This is a genomic window from Paraburkholderia sp. RL17-380-BIE-A, from assembly GCF_046028085.1.
Classification (GTDB): Bacteria; Pseudomonadota; Gammaproteobacteria; order Burkholderiales; family Burkholderiaceae; genus Paraburkholderia.
The window spans coordinates 22,843-38,720 of the sequence record NZ_JARESQ010000017.1 but is presented as its reverse complement, the minus strand read 5'-3'; the positions used below and the strand labels follow the sequence as shown (position 1 = coordinate 38,720).

Annotated in this window: 14 protein-coding genes; 5 read left to right on the top strand and 9 right to left on the bottom strand. The window is 62.0% G+C overall.

All coding sequences use genetic code 11. The features are described 5' to 3' along the window. Positions 1-122 precede the first annotated feature (122 nt). Both P0D68_RS26010 and P0D68_RS26005 read right to left on the bottom strand, forming a co-directional pair. Positions 123-1,337 (bottom strand): glycosyltransferase, encoded by a 1,215-nt coding sequence (locus tag P0D68_RS26010; protein ID WP_408185931.1) that lies wholly within the window; start codon positions 1,335-1,337, stop codon positions 123-125. Next, positions 1,334-2,827 carry a hypothetical protein gene (locus P0D68_RS26005; RefSeq protein WP_408300958.1) on the bottom strand — a complete coding sequence of 498 codons (1,494 nt, stop codon included), beginning with the start codon at positions 2,825-2,827 and terminating at the stop codon, positions 1,334-1,336. Before P0D68_RS26005 ends, P0D68_RS26010 begins: the two co-directional genes overlap by 4 nt. 344 nt (positions 2,828-3,171) lie before the next feature. Between P0D68_RS26005 and P0D68_RS26000 the strand changes: the two genes are divergently transcribed. Next, on the top strand, positions 3,172-4,326 hold the full coding sequence (locus P0D68_RS26000) for an acyltransferase family protein (protein ID WP_408300956.1): 1,155 nt from the start codon (positions 3,172-3,174) through the stop codon (positions 4,324-4,326). A gap of 118 nt (positions 4,327-4,444) precedes the next feature. Here the strand turns inward: P0D68_RS26000 and P0D68_RS25995 are convergent, their stop codons facing one another. Next, the gene (locus tag P0D68_RS25995) at positions 4,445-5,635 is read right to left on the bottom strand and encodes a glycosyltransferase (RefSeq protein ID WP_408300954.1); all 1,191 of its coding nucleotides are present in this window, start codon (positions 5,633-5,635) and stop codon (positions 4,445-4,447) included. A gap of 341 nt (positions 5,636-5,976) precedes the next feature. Between P0D68_RS25995 and P0D68_RS25990 the strand changes: the two genes are divergently transcribed. Both P0D68_RS25990 and P0D68_RS25985 read left to right on the top strand, forming a co-directional pair. Further along, positions 5,977-7,230: an oligosaccharide flippase family protein gene (locus tag P0D68_RS25990; RefSeq protein ID WP_408300952.1), complete on the top strand. Its 1,254-nt coding sequence runs from the start codon at positions 5,977-5,979 to the stop codon at positions 7,228-7,230. Beyond that, the gene (locus P0D68_RS25985; RefSeq protein WP_408301105.1) at positions 7,230-8,303 is read left to right on the top strand and encodes a glycosyltransferase family 4 protein; all 1,074 of its coding nucleotides are present in this window, start codon (positions 7,230-7,232) and stop codon (positions 8,301-8,303) included. Before P0D68_RS25990 ends, P0D68_RS25985 begins: the two co-directional genes overlap by 1 nt. Before the next feature lie 63 nt (positions 8,304-8,366). Here the strand turns inward: P0D68_RS25985 and P0D68_RS25980 are convergent, their stop codons facing one another. The 3 genes from P0D68_RS25980 to P0D68_RS25970 all read right to left on the bottom strand — a co-directional run bounded on the left by P0D68_RS25980 (position 8,367) and on the right by P0D68_RS25970 (position 10,973). Beyond that, entirely contained in the window at positions 8,367-9,347 is a 981-nt protein-coding gene (locus P0D68_RS25980) for a hypothetical protein (protein ID WP_408300950.1), read from the bottom strand. Between the two features lie 271 nt (positions 9,348-9,618). Next, positions 9,619-10,221: a hypothetical protein gene (locus tag P0D68_RS25975; RefSeq protein WP_408300948.1), complete on the bottom strand. Its 603-nt coding sequence runs from the start codon at positions 10,219-10,221 to the stop codon at positions 9,619-9,621. A 437-nt stretch (positions 10,222-10,658) separates the two neighbouring features. Further along, entirely contained in the window at positions 10,659-10,973 is a 315-nt protein-coding gene (locus P0D68_RS25970) for a DUF6566 family protein (RefSeq protein WP_408301103.1), read from the bottom strand. 296 nt (positions 10,974-11,269) lie between these two features. Between P0D68_RS25970 and P0D68_RS25965 the strand changes: the two genes are divergently transcribed. Next, the gene (locus tag P0D68_RS25965) at positions 11,270-11,650 is read left to right on the top strand and encodes a TraR/DksA family transcriptional regulator (RefSeq protein ID WP_408185923.1); all 381 of its coding nucleotides are present in this window, start codon (positions 11,270-11,272) and stop codon (positions 11,648-11,650) included. A 226-nt stretch (positions 11,651-11,876) separates the two neighbouring features. Here P0D68_RS25965 and P0D68_RS25960 read toward each other — a convergent pair whose 3' ends face one another. Continuing rightward, positions 11,877-12,680 carry a family 1 encapsulin nanocompartment shell protein gene (locus tag P0D68_RS25960; RefSeq protein WP_408185922.1) on the bottom strand — a complete coding sequence of 268 codons (804 nt, stop codon included), beginning with the start codon at positions 12,678-12,680 and terminating at the stop codon, positions 11,877-11,879. Further along, the gene (locus tag P0D68_RS25955) at positions 12,673-13,734 is read right to left on the bottom strand and encodes a Dyp-type peroxidase (RefSeq protein WP_408300945.1); all 1,062 of its coding nucleotides are present in this window, start codon (positions 13,732-13,734) and stop codon (positions 12,673-12,675) included. The genes P0D68_RS25960 and P0D68_RS25955 overlap by 8 nt, the downstream gene beginning before the upstream one ends. Before the next feature lie 699 nt (positions 13,735-14,433). Here P0D68_RS25955 and P0D68_RS25950 point away from each other — a divergent pair. Then, entirely contained in the window at positions 14,434-14,865 is a 432-nt protein-coding gene (locus P0D68_RS25950) for an ester cyclase (protein WP_408185920.1), read from the top strand. A 74-nt stretch (positions 14,866-14,939) separates the two neighbouring features. Here P0D68_RS25950 and P0D68_RS25945 read toward each other — a convergent pair whose 3' ends face one another. Continuing rightward, positions 14,940-15,164 carry a hypothetical protein gene (locus P0D68_RS25945; protein ID WP_286161988.1) on the bottom strand — a complete coding sequence of 75 codons (225 nt, stop codon included), beginning with the start codon at positions 15,162-15,164 and terminating at the stop codon, positions 14,940-14,942. Positions 15,165-15,878: the final 714 nt, after the last annotated feature.

Genomic DNA, 15,878 nt, shown 5'->3' with positions numbered 1-15,878 from the left:
AAAATGGCGCGCCCCAGGCGCGCCATTTTCAATTCAGGTTGGGACTTTGTGCGCTGTAGTGTCGCGATGTCATGAGCCAGGCGCGTGCGCGTACTGCGCGCCGCGTGACTGGCCCCGCGCGTTCAGCGGCTTTGCTGGGTTGCTTCGCGCAGTGTGGTGAGCGTGTTGTCACGCACGTCTTCGTGGCGGCCCTTGGATTCGAGCAGGGCGGTCAGTGCGCTGACCATGGTCTCGACCCGGAAACGCGCATTGAATGTGCGAGCCGCCTGCGCGCGCATCGCCTCGCGAGCGGTGTCGTCGAGTTCGAGCCAGCGTATGAGATTCTTTTCCGTACCGTCGACCGTATCCGCGGCCACCAGCCCCGCACCGTCCGCTTCGATCTCGCGCCACACATTGACCTTGTCGGAGATCAGCGCCGGTAGGCCGCAGCCGAGCGCCTCCGCCACCGCCACGCCGAAATTCTCCTGATGCGACGGCAAAATGAACACATCGCTCGCATGAAAAGCACCCCACTTCAGGTCGCCTTGCAGCATCCCCGGCAGACTCACACGATGCGCGACACCGGCCGCCTGCGCCTGAGTGCGCAGTGTCGTGGCCCAGCCGGTTTCGTCCGGGCCGGCAATGACGAGGTGCAGCGTTTGATCGCGGCTGGCAATGCGCGCGAATGCGTCGATCAGCAGATCGCAGCCTTTTTTCGCATGCACGCGGCCGAGAAACAGCACGATGCGCTTGCCGCGCAAGCTGGGGATGGCCTGCAGGAATGCTTCGCGCAGCGGCGCGGCTTCGAGTTGCGGCACCGCCGTGCCGAACGGCACGATGCGTTCGTGCGCCCGGTACAGCCAGAACGATTGGCGCGCTCGCGTGCGTTCTTCTTCTGTCGTGAAGATGACGGCGCGCGCATCGCGCAACACGCGATACTCGGCCCACGGCCAGTACAGCCACTTCTTAAGATGCTTGAGCGGGTAGGCCTCTTTGAACCACGGGTCCAGCATGCCGTGTACATATACGTAATACGGTACCTCGCTGTTGTGCAGGACTTTCCAGGCCGCGAAGCCGTGGTATTGCCACAAGCCGTGGACGATCACCGCGTCGAAGCGCTTCGCGTTGGCGGCAAGCCAGGGCGCGAGGCGCTCGCTGAAGCTGTAGCGGCCGCGGGTCGGGCCGAAGGCGTGGACCGGGAACGGGAAAGCCGCGAGGTAGGCCTCGCTGGGCGCATCACACGTCGCCACTTCGATCTCGTGCCCGGCTTCCTGCATGGCCACGCCGCTGCGGCGCACGCCTTCAACGGGACCGCCGGCACGTGGGTCGACGCTTGCAAGCAGGTGGAGGATTTTCATCGGATGATACCGGGTCGGTTGGAGCGGTGCCTCTGCGGCGTGTGCGGGATGAGCGCGCCGTACTGGCGGGAGTCGGTGCCGGTATTGGCTGTGCTCGACATGCCGAGCGTGGCCGGGAGGTCGGCGCGGCCCATACCGGGTTGGATTCGGCCGGGCAGTTCGGGCATTGCCTCCGCCCGTACAGACGGCGGACGGTGCAAGCGTCGCGCGCGAGCCGGCAGCGCGCGCTGCAAGCGCGCGTGAGTGGCGATCATCAAGCCGAGCGCGACGCCGAATATCAGGCCGGAAAAACGCGGGCCGAGCGGATTGCCGCCGATCGACGTGGCCGGCAACGCGGCAAACAGCATGATGGCGCGCCCGAGCACCGGCAACATCGGCGCGTCGGGCACGACAGAGCGCCAGTAGCGATACGAAAAGAAGCAGATCGCCAGCGCCGCGAGCGTGACCAACGGCATGGCGAGGCCGAACAGCAGGCCGCCCGCGAAGAACTGATAGACCCAGAAATTGTGTCCCGCGGCCCACTCGCTGATTGCGTAGAAGTCTTTCTCGCTGATCTGACCGGCGAGGTCAGGCAGATAGACCGGTGAGTAGCGATAGTAGTGACCGTAGCCCTCGCCGAATAGCAACGTCTCCGGTTCCGCCGTCACCTGATCGTACTGGTCTCGCATTTCCGCGAGACGCGTGACGGTGGTCGGATCCTTGCCGGAGCGGGTCTCTTCGGAGAAGAAAATGCGCTGCGTCCAGTGTTCGGCGACGGTGGGGAAACTCAGCGCCGCAACGCCGGCCGCGCCGGCGAGCACGGCACTGATAATGATCGTGCGGCTCATCGCGCGCCAGATATGGCGGATAGACGGCGCGCTGAGCGCCATGGCGATCAGGAACAGCAGCACGGTTCCGATCATCGCGCTGCGGGTCACACTGAGCAGCTCGATGACAACGCTCAGGGCGAACACCGACACGGTGAAAAAGGAAAAACGCTTCGCCACGATAAATTCGTGGAGCAACACGCCTTGCAAACCGAGCAAGGTCACGGAAAGGATGCGGAAGCGCACGTCGTCGAGACCGCCGCCGGTCGCCATGCCGTAGACCAGGGTGAACACGAGGCTGATGACGTTGGCGACGAACAGGGCTTTTTCGAACTGGGCGATGCGGAATTCGCTCCACGGGCGACATGCCACGAGATAGCCCAGCATGAAGAGGACGAATGGCAACAGCACGCGCAAGTAGTTGCCGGTGTCGTTATCCTGAACCAGTTGCGCGACGATGCTGCCGAACACGCACAGCATCACACTCCACGTCACGGCCGAGCGTAGCCGCGAACGTTCGCGAAAGCGCGGTGCGATGAGAAGGAGCGCAATGCCCGCGGCGATCGCCGGAAGGACGAAGATGAACTGCGCGAAGTGGCCGGTATTCGCGTCGGTCGCCTTGTAGTCGAACGCAAGCGGTAGCAGAAAAATCCATATCCAGGGCGTTGCATACTGATGGCGCATTACTGATTCCTCCCCGTCGCCTTCGATCCGCCGTCGGTCTATAGCGGACGGTCTCGCATCGGGTTATTTTGAAGGAATCTCCCGCGCTGTTAGTTGGCTGGACCGCATTCGTCGAGCATTGCCTGGGTTCTGGCGTCGGCGGAAAGCGCATGCTCTGCAAGACGCGCGCAAACTTGCGTATCTTGTCGGCCAATGCCTTGAAGTTGGCGCGCACGCACGCTTGCCGACACCGAAGATGCGAAAAGGGCCACGCGCCCGTGAACGACGACAGCGACCATCTTGCATGGGATCAGAGTAGGGCTAAAAGCGCTAAAGCGCCAACTTTGGTCGACAGGGGGAACAACATGAAATTATTCGGCGGGGCGGGACCCACAACAGCCGGGCGGGCGGTCGAGTTGGACTTCGTGCGCGGCATCGCCATCATCATGGTGATGGGCTTTCACTTTCATGCTGTTCACACCGGCAATTACCTCATTCAGATTATTGAGTACCCGCTGAAGAATTTCGGCCGCGAAGGCGTGAATCTGTTCTTCACGCTCAGCGGTTTTCTGGTGGGTGGCCTGCTGCTTCGACAGTACGCCGAGACCGGGCACGTCGACGCACGGCGCTTTATCATCCGGCGGATTTTCCGCATCTGGCCCGCGTACTACGTACTGATCGTCTTTCATGTGCTGGCCGGACGCCACCCGTGGAATTCCTTCCTGATCCAGAACCTGACCCACTTGCAGAACTATCTGGGCACCTCGATTACGCAGACGTGGAGCCTTGCCGTCGAAGAACACTTCTATCTGGTGCTGCCCGCGCTTCTGCTTCTGTTCGCGCGCTGGCGTCTCGGCGCCTGGACGATCGTCAGCGTGCTCACCGGCATCTGCGCGATAGTGCTCACCGCGCGCTGCTTCGCCGTGGCGGGCGGCAACCTCGAGGCGGCTTTCGCGTACACGCAATACCGGATCGACAGTTTGCTGGTCGGCGTGATTCTTTCCGCGATCTACTGGATGAAACCCGGCGTCTACCATCAACTCGCGAAGCGTAAGTGGCTGCTGATTTTCAGCGTCGTCCTGCTTTGCGCATGGCTCGCCTTCGCAACGAAGAATCTCGCGCTGGATGAAAGCATCGGCTATACGATCCAGGCGATCGGATTCGCCGCGCTGATCGTGCTGGTACTGGAGTACTCCGGGTCGCTGCGTCAATCGTGGCTGTATCGCGGCGTGGCGTGGATCGGCCTTTATTCGTATGGTATTTACTTGTGGCATTCGCTCGCGCTCGCGCCCGGCGACATGCTGATTCGCAAAGCGACCGCGTTGGGTCTTGCGCCGAGCCTCATCTGGGTTGTCGCGCTTGCGGCGCAGTTTGCGATTGCGATTACGATCGGCTACGTGACCACGCGCGCCATCGAGTACCCGTTCCTGCTGATGCGCAACGCGCTGTTCCCGGAAAAGCGCAGCAGTTCGGTGCGCGAGCAGGTGCCTGCCGCCGCGGCGGGTGGCCAGTTGTCCTGAGCAGGGGGAAATGTGGCCGGTTACGCGTGTATCCGGCCAATTAACCGATGCCACAAATGGAGAGGCGTCCATCGTATTGACGGACGCCTCTTGTTTTTTAAAGACTTCTGCTGTGCAGTCAGGCCATTTGTTGCAGCAAGGTCTGCTTGAACTGTCCAAGCGTATGCCGTGACAACAGATCTTCACGGGCGCCCGGCACGGTTTCAGGCGCGTGCGGCCAGGAGGTCATCGTCTCGGTGATCGCACGGCCGATCGACGCGGAACTCAGGTCGCTCAGGATCGGCCCCAATTCGCAACGCCGGCTGAACCAGCCGATCAGACCGTCTTCCGTGGCGATGACGGGTTTGCCGAAGCGGTACGCCTGCACCAGCACGCCGCTCATGCCGTAGTGCCCCTTATAGCCGAGCCAGACTGCGTCGCACGCGGAGAACAGGTCGCGCTCCGTATCATTGGAAATGAATGTGTCGAGCACCAGCGGTGCAGGCTTGAGGCTGCGCACATGGTTGCGCATGAAGTGGCGCGTGCCCGCATCCTGCTCGCCGGCCACGATCAACGTGGGGGCATGCTCGAGTCGCGTGAGCGCATGAACCAGTTCGTAGATGCCCTTGCGTTCCGTGATCGCGCCGTACACCAGCAAATAGCGTTGTTCGGGATCGAGCCCCAGACGGTTGCGGGCCAGCGCCGGGTCCTCCGCCTGCTCATCGGGGAACGGGTCGGCCACATAGGCGATGGCCGCGCTGTGTTTCCACGCGTTATGGGCCGCCCATTCGGGCAGCGTGGGGTCGATCGTCAGCAGCGTGCGCAGGCCGGTGGTGCGGATCGCGCGCTTGAATAGCTGCGACTTGACCGCATTGACGAGCGGACGATCGGGCGCCTTGATGCCGACCTTGTGGTGATGAAACGTCGCGCGCATCGTGATGCCGATCCACGGCGTGTCGCCGAATGGCGAGCCGAGAAACGGCAGCGAATAAAAGAAGTAATCGACGTAAGGCACGACCACGAGACGGATGGACTGCATGCGGCTGATGATCGTGTACACGCGCTTGAAGTAGCGGTGAAAGCGCCAGTATTCGTTGGGCTCGCGCAGGCGGCTGCGCGGCCGCTCCTCGGGATCGACGAAAGCGATCTGCTGGTCCGGGCGGTTAGCGGCGGTGATTTGCCGCGCGAGCCGGTGGTCTTCGTTCGCGCATTCGGTCACGAGCATGCACGGATAGCCGGCCTCCGCGCAGGCCTGCATGGTCCACTCGACATAGCGCCAGCGGTGCCCGGTCAGATTCGGTTCCACAATCAGGACGTAGTCTTGTTCCATTGCGTCGGCAGCCATTTACGTTGGGTGAAAAAGTGCTCGTGCGCCTGTTTCTGAACGGCGTCGGCTGAGCAACGTTAGCACCGCCGGAATGGGTAGAAGCACTAATTTGACCCGCTTTGTTGGTTAACGTACTAGGGGGTGTTGGCCGCGGCGGAACCCGCCTAGCTGATGGCGGTTGTCGGCGATTCTCTCGCGGTATGGTCGTGCATGGAATTCGATGAAAAACTTCGCCAGCTTGCTGGTGCAATCTAACTAATTATGCGCCGGCGGCGTTCGCAGCGATGCGTGAAATCGCTGTGCGTGGCCGATTCACCGGCGCTGCGATTCGACGGAGAGATAGCTTGCGGGCGATCAGGCTTCCGGCGTTCTCTATGGCGGGCAGCTTCGGCGCGAGTGCGGCGACGTGGGTCCTGCTGCAACAGTTCGCTGTGCGTGGACTTGTAGCGATCAAATTTCTTGCGATCGGGCGGATGCTCGGACCGGCGGCGATCGGCAGCGTGAGCGTGGCTTTGCTCGCGGTGGCGATTGCCGAGGCGTTGTCCGACACCGGGCTGGCGCAAGCGGTCATTCAAGGCGAACATCCGCCGTCGCGCTCGCAACTCGGCGCGCTGTGGACGACATTGACGGCGCGAGGCGTGCTCATCTCGCTGCTGCTGGTCGCGCTCGCCCCATTGCTGAGCGATCAGTTTCACCTGAACGGCTCGTTGGTATTGATCCAGCTCGCCGCGCTGTTGCCTTTGCTGCGCGGGCTGGCTTCGCCTGCTTATTACGTGGTGCAGCGCGAGCGGCGGTTCCAGCACATCGCCGGGGTGGAGGTGGCGGCGGCGTTCGTCGATTGCTCGGTCGGGCTCGTGCTCGCGTATTTCGGCGCGGGCGCTGCGTCCGTGCTGCTCGGCCTCGTGGCAGGCGAAAGCCTGAAGAGCACGCTGACCTGGGCGACCATGAAACCGCGCCCGCCGATCCGCCCCGTGTGGTCGGGCATCGGCCACTATGTCGGCTTCAGCCGCTGGATCTGGGCCAGCAGCGTGATCAACCTGCTGCTCAACCAGTTCGACAAGGTGGTGGTCGGCAAGCTGCTCGGGCCGGCTCAACTGGGCAGCTATCAGATGTCGTCGCGGCTCGCACAGATGCTGCTCGCGGACGCCGCGATCGCCATGTCGCAATACCTGTTCCCCACGTTCGCGGCGCATTACCGGCGCAATCCGCAGTCGGCGGCGCGCGTCATCAAGATCTATCTGCTGGCGGTCGCGATCGGGCTCACCGGTTTCGTCGCGCTGCTGAGGCTGGTCGCCGAGCCGCTCTTCTCGCTGGTTCTCGGCGCGGCGTGGCTGCCGGCGGTGCCGCTCTTCAAAATCCTCGTGATCAACATGGCGATCGGTGCGTTGATCGCGGTACTGGTGGCTTATCTGCGCGCAGTGGGCGACGCGAAAGCCACCGTGCACGCATCGGCGATCCAGGTCGTGGTGCTGCTGCTGAGCGCGCCTCCCGCCGTTCACTGGTGGGGCGTGACGGGCATTGCCTGGTCCATGACGCTCGGCCTCGGCTGCGCCGCCGCGTGGATGCTGTTCAGGACGTTGACAACGAGGACCCCATGATGCGCGTATTTCATCTGGTCCTTGCACCGCGCCTGTCGGGAGCCGAAGTCCTGGCGAAAGACCTCGCGCTCGATCAGTGCGCCGAGGGCATGGCGGTGTGCGTGGCTTCGCTGTTGCCGGCGCATGCGGAGTTCGCGCCCCTGCAGGACGAATTGGAGCGCCATGGCGTGGAGTGCGTATTTCCGCAGCGGCGGCATCGCGCGCTCATCAAGCTATGTCATCTGTTCGCCGCGGTGCGGCGCTTTCGCCCGGATGTGATTTTTGCGCACGCGACCATTCCGTCGTTCTACGCGCGTGCGTTGCCGCTGCGCGTGCCGGTGGTGTACGTCATGCATTCGGCGACCAACGACTTCGAGCGCCCGCTGTTCCGGCGCGTCGAGCATATCCTCTCGGGACGTGCCCGCGTGGTGATCGGCGTTTCCGAGCAGGGCGTGACGGACTACGTGCAGGCCATCGGGCCGCATCCTTCCATGACCGTAGTGCCGAACGGCGTGGACCTCGAACGCTTTTCGTTCACTGACGGCGCGGAGCGCGACGGCCGTGCGGCGCAGGTGGTGCAGATCGGCCGGTACGCGGCAGTGAAGAATCAGCTTGCGACGGTGCGGGCTTTCAGCGAAGTACTCAGGCGGGGGAAAGACGCACGTCTTGTGCTGTACGGCGTGGTCGAAGACCCGGACTATCAGCGCGCGGTCATTGCGCTGGCGAAAACGCTTGGCATTGCGGAACGCGTCGTGGTCGCGGGCCCGCGCACCGACGTCGCCACTGTGCTGTCCGAGTCGAACGTGTTCGTCATGCCGTCGGAATCCGAGGCGCACAGTGTGGCATTTCTCGAGGCGTTGGCCTCCGGCGTGCCGATCGTGGCGAGCAAGATTCCGGCCTTCGCATTCGCGAACGGCTTTCCGGGTGTCCAGCTGATCGATACGGACAATGTGCAGTGCTACGCCGACGCAGTGATTGCCGCATTGGGGCAGGAGCGGGCGCAACGTTCGCTGACTGGCTTGACGCTCAGGGATACCGCCGACCGTTATCGCGCGATCGCGCGTCAGGTAAGCCTTGCCGTGTCGGCCCGTTAGGGCGCGTCACCCGCAAGCGTTCGTCGTCGTTGGTTCATGACCGGCTTGCAACTGACTGTGCCATCAGTGATGGCTGGTGAGGTCGCGTGTGTCGGGTACCGACTCGGGGGCGGGTTCCGCGGCCGGCGGCATCTGGAGTTCAGTCTCGCGCTGCGCAAGCGTGACAAGACGCTGAGCTTCCTTGCTGCTGGAATCGATCTGCAGCGCGGTGCCGGCGTTGTGCGAGACACACGTCCATCGCGCGATATATCCGCAGCCTCGCGCGAGACTCAGTAACGCATCGCGTTGCTGTTCGCGCGCGCTCAGCGTCGAGCGTATATTCAACGCGTCGCGATTATCCGGTTGCGCGGCAATCGCTGCCGCGAGGCGCGCTTTGGTTGCCGATAAATTGTTCTCCTGAAGATTGGCGCGCGCGGCGCGCAGATGCCGGGACACGTCCGCGCGTACCTTATCCGGTGGCTTGCCTGACTGGCCGCCCGAATCGCTTTTCGCGCCGGGCTCAACGGATGCGACGCGGCGCGCGAGCGGCGGTGAAGCGGCCGGTGGCGGAATCGGTGGCGAACGCGCCGGCGCGGGCCGAAGCGCGGCGACCGTCGTAGGTTTCTGTGCGGCCACGGTCGCCACGGGTTTCTGCGGGAGAGCGGCAACGGGCTGCTGCGCGGGGGCGGCAACGGGCTTCTGCGGGAGCGTGACCACGGGCTTCTGCGCGAGGATGGTCGCGGGTTTCTGAGGCGTGGCGGTCGCGGATCGCTGGGCGCCCGCGGGCGCGGACTTCTGGGGCAGGACGGCAAGCGGCGCGACACGCTGTGTCTGCACCTTGCCGGAGACCGCGATAGGCGTGCCGACCTTCGAGTCGTTGCTACGGATGAACCCCAGATACACCGCGGACGTCACCACCAGCACCGACGCGGCCAGCACGAGTGGCTGGCGCAACCGTTGATACGTGGGCACCGCGACGACGGGTTTCTCGACGAACTCATAAGGATTGACCAGCGCGCGCGAGGACGGGCTCCAGATCTTGCGGATGGGCAGTCGGCGGTCCACCAGCGGCTGTGAGTCGTTCAGCGGCTCGTGTAACGGGACTTGCAGGGAAGAACGCGGGGCAGCGCGCGCGCCGAGCGACTCGTGCGGCCACTGATGACACGAAGGACAAGGCGTGAAGCGACCTGCTAGCGGGACACCGCAGTGTCCGCATCGGGATGGATCGTGCTGATCGGAGGTCAAGTCGCTAAGCATCGCCGTGTCGCAAAGGGGCGTCGAATGCCGGCGCCACAATCAGAAAAACAAGGCACCGTAACGAAGCTTGCAAGCAAGGTTACTGTGCGACTACGTAACCCCGCGCTTGCATGCACGCGCCATACGCGGCCCAATACTGTGTCATTGGCGGCTCGGGCGCCGGCAGAGGCGGCAGCTTCACACCGGATGCCGCAGCCACCTGGGCCGCACTCGCAGCCGCCGTTTCCGAGGCGCCGTTTTCCGCGCTTGTCGCAGATGTCGACGATGCCGCCGTAGTCGTGGTTCCCGCCACCGGAGCGCTCGCCGCCTTGGGCGCCGAAGCACCTTTGGTCGGCGCCGTAGCAGCCGTGGTAGCGGCGGGCGCACTTGCGCCTGCTGCGGCGGCCGCGGCCGGCATGCTGGCGCCAATCGGCGCGCTCGAGAAACTGCTGGAAGGCAATGGCGGTCGCGACGGCACACCCGTCGACGAGGTCTTGGTGGCAGCCGGCTTGCGTGGCGGAATCTGCGGTTCCCGGCTGATGTTGACCTTGGTCTGCTTGTTCGCCGCCGCGTAACACGTTGCGTTGTCGATACTGCGCTGGTAAGGGCTTTGACTTCGAATCGGATAGGTGAGCGGCTGCCATGCGAAGGCAGCACTGCTGCACACCACTAGCGTCAGTACGGTATATGTTTTGATTTGCATCGCAGTCGCTCCCGCAGCGATGTTTCGCCTGTCGTAGGCAATCGCGCTTCGCGGTATGTTCTGATAGCTGCTGATTTTGCCGCTGAACGGCGGCTCACTGCCGCGAAGGCTGCTTTCCTGAGCGTAACACCGTGTATTGTCGACGCAATACACTGCCATAGCGCGCGAAACCGCCATCCTGCAGTCGAATCAAGACACGTAGGCGCGAATTGGCGGGAAAGTCAGGGCTATCCCTGGGCATGCCGGCCGTGCCGGGAGCGCCCGGCCAGTCAAAGCGAGCGTCGTCAAACCCGGGAAGTTCCTGTTCTGGAGGTGCATGATGACCAACCTTACCTGGCTTGTCGTGGCTGACGGAAGACGAGCGCGTGTCTTGAGTGCGCCCGGTCTCACGCTCGCTACGCAAGCCTACCGGGCACGATGTTGCGCCCTTGTGGTCCCTATGGGGTGGGCTTTGGACTGCGCGATTGCTCGACGTCACGGAACCAGGTTTCCGCTCGGGAGCGCTCGGCAACGCTGGAGTGGGGTTGTCGCGCATTCAAGTCTTGATCGACGAACCTGTAAGCCCATTCGACCCCGTCTCTCGTGGCTTCCTCTTCAGTCAGCCATTCCGGTTGGGTCGTCATCGGACGGTCGTAGACTGCGGCTCCCGCGCCTCGGCTGACGCTCACACTCGCAACCCAGGCGCCGCGCTCGTTAAGTTCAGGCCGCACCACGATTTCAAACTCGCCGTAAGAAACTGTGCATGTTGGCATCGTTTTCTCCTTTGCAGCGTTCGTGATCGGCATCCGCTCGCATTCAGCGCGCATGCTTCTCAGAAGAAGCCATCATGCCGCAATTCCACCATGCCGACAGCGGGATATTCGGCCTGAACGGCAAAGCGCCGCGCGCACGCCGTCAATCGCTCTCATCGGCGAAGCCCAGCTTCACTTGGGCATGACTTGCTCGTAGACTTCAAGACGAGAAGCTGAATGGCCACGCATTTCGGGAGTTGGGTGAGTGACGCTTCACGCTACCGCGTGCAAAGCGAATCGACGCAAGGGAGAGAATCATGGCGGAGCAACAGGGTGAGTTGAGTGAGGGGTTCATCGCGCAGCAGCGCGAGCGCCTCGAGGCGCTTCGCCGGGAACTGCTGGGCGGGGAGGAGAACACGCTCGCCGACGAGCAGGCAACGCAGGAGCAGCATGGCGATGAAGCGGAGGAGTACGAGGACGAAGCGCAGTCAATGGCCCAGAAGGAGGTCAACCAGGCGCTGCGTGACGTGAACGACCACCGCATCGCGGACATCGAGCGCGCGTTGCAGAAGATCAAGGAGGGCACCTACGGTCTTTCCGACGGGAGCGGTCTGCCGATACCGAAAGCTCGGCTCGAAGTCACGCCGGAAGCGATTTTCACTGTCGAGGAACAGAGTCGCCGCGAGACCGGCAAATGACGGCTTTCCGGTGATACTTGTCGGGTCGATCCGCCAATGCTTAACACTGGAAAATCAATATTCCCTTCTGCGCAGTCCGTTCATGAAATGCATGGACGGATTCAGGGTTCGTTATGCTAACCATGATGTGATTGAATCACTGCGCAGAGGAAGGCGCTGAATGCCGGACCAGAACGGCATTCAGCCGGGTGAAGCCATTAGCAAAACATCGAGCCACTCAATCTGCTCATTCCACCTGCGTCACTGAAACCGATGCTTCGCTCGTCAGCATCAAAAATGTCAGTGTTTCGCGCAGATAAAGTCGCACCACGGTGTCCGTATGGCTCGTGTAGCCGATAGACAGGTCTTCGCCGAGGTGTAACTCGAAGTCGCCGCCGCGTGTGGACAGCACGCTGCCGCCGGCGAGCGCGGGCGCCCAGATGATGTCGCCGTTCACAATCCGCTTGATGTGCTCGATAACCGGATAACCCTGGTCGCGTGCCTCGCCCAATGCGGTGTACGCATCGGCGCCGAGCAGCACGGAATAGGGGCCGTCCACGCCGGCGAGCCGCAGTTGTTCGAGAGCGTTACTGATGGCGTTCGGATAGTCGCTAACGTCGGCCGGCAGGGCGAGCGGCGGATTGGAAGAACCATCGCGAATCCCGCCGATGCCCGCAGCCGGATAGCCGTCGAAAATCGCGCGGTCTTCGGCGTAGGCGAGTTGTTTTGCTGCTTCTTTCGCGGGCTGCCAGTCAGCATCTTTCGCGCCGCGCACGACACTGTCGATTGCCTCGCGCTGCAATTCGAACGGCACGGTCAACTCGACGAGGCTCTTGACCTCCGCCAGTTTCGCCACGACGCCCTGCTGCGGCGCGGCGATCGCGATCTGATGCCCGGTGCCGACGCCCGACAGTTCGGTGCCGCCAGGACCCTTGACGTCGACCACGCGACGGCCGGCGACGCTGCGCCTGAAGGTGCGCGCCACTTCGTCTTCGATCTGCGACCAGGCAGCACGGGAGATTGGGGCGAGCTCGCGATGCAGGTTATTCATATTGGGACGTTCCCTTGAGAGAGCCAATGTTCAACGAGCCGGCTTCATGCGGCTCTGCGGACGAAGACGTATCGGTCTGCTGTTCGACATCGGCAGCAGCGGCGGTTTGTGGATCGCGGTCTGCGAGTTCTTCAAGCAGGGTCGCCGACGGGACGAAGAAGAGGCCGCCGGTCACCGCGCGGCTATAGTCGAGCAGCCGGTCGTAATTGCCCGGCGGCCGCCCGACGAACATGTTTTCCAGCATCTGCTCGATCGGCGCGGGCGAGCGGGCATAGCCGATGAAGTAGGTGCCGAACTCGCCCGAGCCGGGTTTGCCGAACGGCATGTTGTCGCGCAGTATCTTCACTTCCTTGCCGTTCTCGGTGAGGGTGGTGAGCGAACTGTGCGAGCAGGACGGTTTCACCGCTTCGTCGAGTTCGATGTCGGACAGTTTTGTGCGACCGATAATGCGTTCCTGAGTCTCGACGGAAAGCGCGTTCCAGCCCGTCATGTCGTGCAGGTATTTCTGCACGACAACATAACTGCCGCCCTCGAACGCCGGATCTTCGTCACCGATCAAGGTAAATTCATTGGCGGCGCGACCCGTCGGGTTTTCCGTGCCGTCGACGAATCCCACCATGGCGCGCATATCGAAGTAGCGAAAACCGTGAACTTCGTCGATCACGGTGATTGCGTCGCCGAGTGCGCCCAGTAGCTGCGTGGCTAGCTCGAAACAGAGATCCATGTGGTCGGCGCGAATATGCAGCAGCACGTCGCCCACCGTGCCGACTGCCCGGCGCTCGCCCGAGCCGAACTCCCGGAACGGATGCAGGGAGGCGGGCCGAGGGGCGCCGAACAGGGTGTCCCACGCGTCGGAGGCGAAGGCGCACACGCACGACAGATTGCCGGCGGGAACCCGCTTGCCGACAGAGCGCACGAGAGCGGCGACGTCGCCGCACCATGCGCGTACCTTTTCTGCCTGGTCGTTGCCGGCTTCGATCGTCGCGACGATAAAGATCGCGCTGCGGGTGACGTCGTTACAAATGGCTTGCGGCTCTGGGATGTCGTTGGGCATCGGGTTGGGTATGAATGGATCGTTGCGAATTCCGACAGCAGTACAGCGAATGCTTTTCCGACTGCGCGATTGCCTGCTCGAGGCAAGCGGGAATCTTTGGTTCGAATGACTGAAGCAGGTTGGCTGTTGTACCGCTTCGCGCGACCATTTAGCCTCACCTCACCAGGATGAGGAGCACCAGTGCGCGACGCAGTTGACGTTCACGATTTTCACAGATCTTATACCGCCCAGGCTGTTTATGAAACTTCATCAAGGCTTTGGCGTTCAATTTCTATGAGCGTGTTTTGTCGGTATCGCATTGCGACGTTAATACTCGTTTCCGATGCTTCATATCGCATTCGGCGCCTTCTCATTCTCTGTCACATCATTATCATGCGTTCATTCCGGGCTTAAGGCTGCATGTCGATCAGGAAGAATACCTTCTTTCTTCTGCGCTTGTCTTTTAGGTGCCATGCGCATCCATTTCAGGGCGGTTGAGCAAGCGAGTATCTCAAATGCGGCACAAGCAGGCCGTCAGGAAAGCATTCGTATCGCGACTATCATTGTTTCGGCAAGACTGATGTGCCGCGGGCATTGGCACTGCCATGTCCGCTCCAGGGCATGAGGTCTTTGCTCGCCGGCACGTCGCTGAATTAGACAGGGAAAGCGTGTAGTATCGTCAGTCGACGCTTTACCGCACATTCGTCAGGAGTATTGGAGATGACCTTGCCCGCCGATGAACTTCTTGCTCGTCAAGCGACTGAAGGGTTCTATCGCGCATTCGAGCAGAAGAGCGTTGCCTTGCTGCGGCAGGTCGTCACGCCTGATTGGGAATATATTCCCGAGCCCGTCGGCGCTATTGCGGGACCCGACCAGATGGTGCAACTGTTCGACGATATCGCCAAAGCGCTGCCCGATATGAAGGTGACTATTCTCGACGTGCTCGTTCATGGCGACCGCGTGGGCGTTCGCGCGGAGATCAGCGGCACTCAAACCGGAACACTGCTTGGCATTGCGGCGAGTTCTAAACACATCAGATTCGCCATTCACTCTTTTCACCAGATGCGCGGAAGTCTGATTGCGAAAACATGGCACCTGGAGGATTGGCTATCCGTGTTCCGGCAACTTGGCACGTTACCGCCAACTCTTTGAGGGGCGTTCAGTTCGCGGAGAGGCGCGTCGTTGAGTGCACTACGCTACCGGTACAAAGACTGCGTACGCTGCCTTCAGGATCGGCGCGTTGCGTCGTCTATCTGGTTGATCATCGACAGGAGGCGCGTCACTCTGCGAGCGCCATCGGGAAGCAATGACTGAGCGGTTTCGAGTGCGGTAATACGCTGGCGCCAATAGACCATGCCGAGCGCACTATTGGCAACGAGTTGCGGCAATATGTGTTCGAGATGAACGAGATCTTGTTCAAGCTGATGGTGCGACACATCGGTCCTTTGCATGGAGGAGAGTCTCCGCAATACTGATGTTTCGGCCAATGTCGGACCGGTCCCTCCGCCGCTGCGCGCACAGAGCCCTACTGCATAACGTGGTCTGATTTCGCGACCATCTCATTCTTATTCAGTCAGCCTGCTTTTCACTTTCCCACTGGAACTTGACGATACCTGTAATGGGATACTGTGATGATTAACATCATCCCGACTAGAACGCCCCACATAGCTGTGGTCATCTTTCCCTCCTCAACTTTGGCTGACCGGGATCAACTCCCTGCCAACGCCACTGAATAGCGCCACTTGCTCGCGTTGGAATCAATGCGAGCGTCATTGACGCGCCGTTGTTCCGCGCGTGCCCGGTCCGCCTGTTCGAGCAGAAGTGCTTGTGCCTGACGAGACAGAGCATATTCGCTCATCGTGCCGCTCGTACGTGGTGCAACTTTGATTTGTGATCGCATGGTCATTCCAGAACAAGGGGCGCCGAACGCGACCCGTACACTGACTGTATACCCTTCGGTCGGCGCAAGCACGCTTTCATTTACAAAGGTTGCAGCCGCAACGGTCAGACCCCACTCCTGACTGCCGCGAAATGCAGGCACTTTCGCCGTTTATGACGATTCGTAGCCCGAAGTGAGCTTTCGAATAGGATCGCCGGCGAGGCGTCCGCACCTGTTTGCGCTAGCGTACCGCGAGTGGGATCGCTGATTTCGCAAGCGAGCGGGG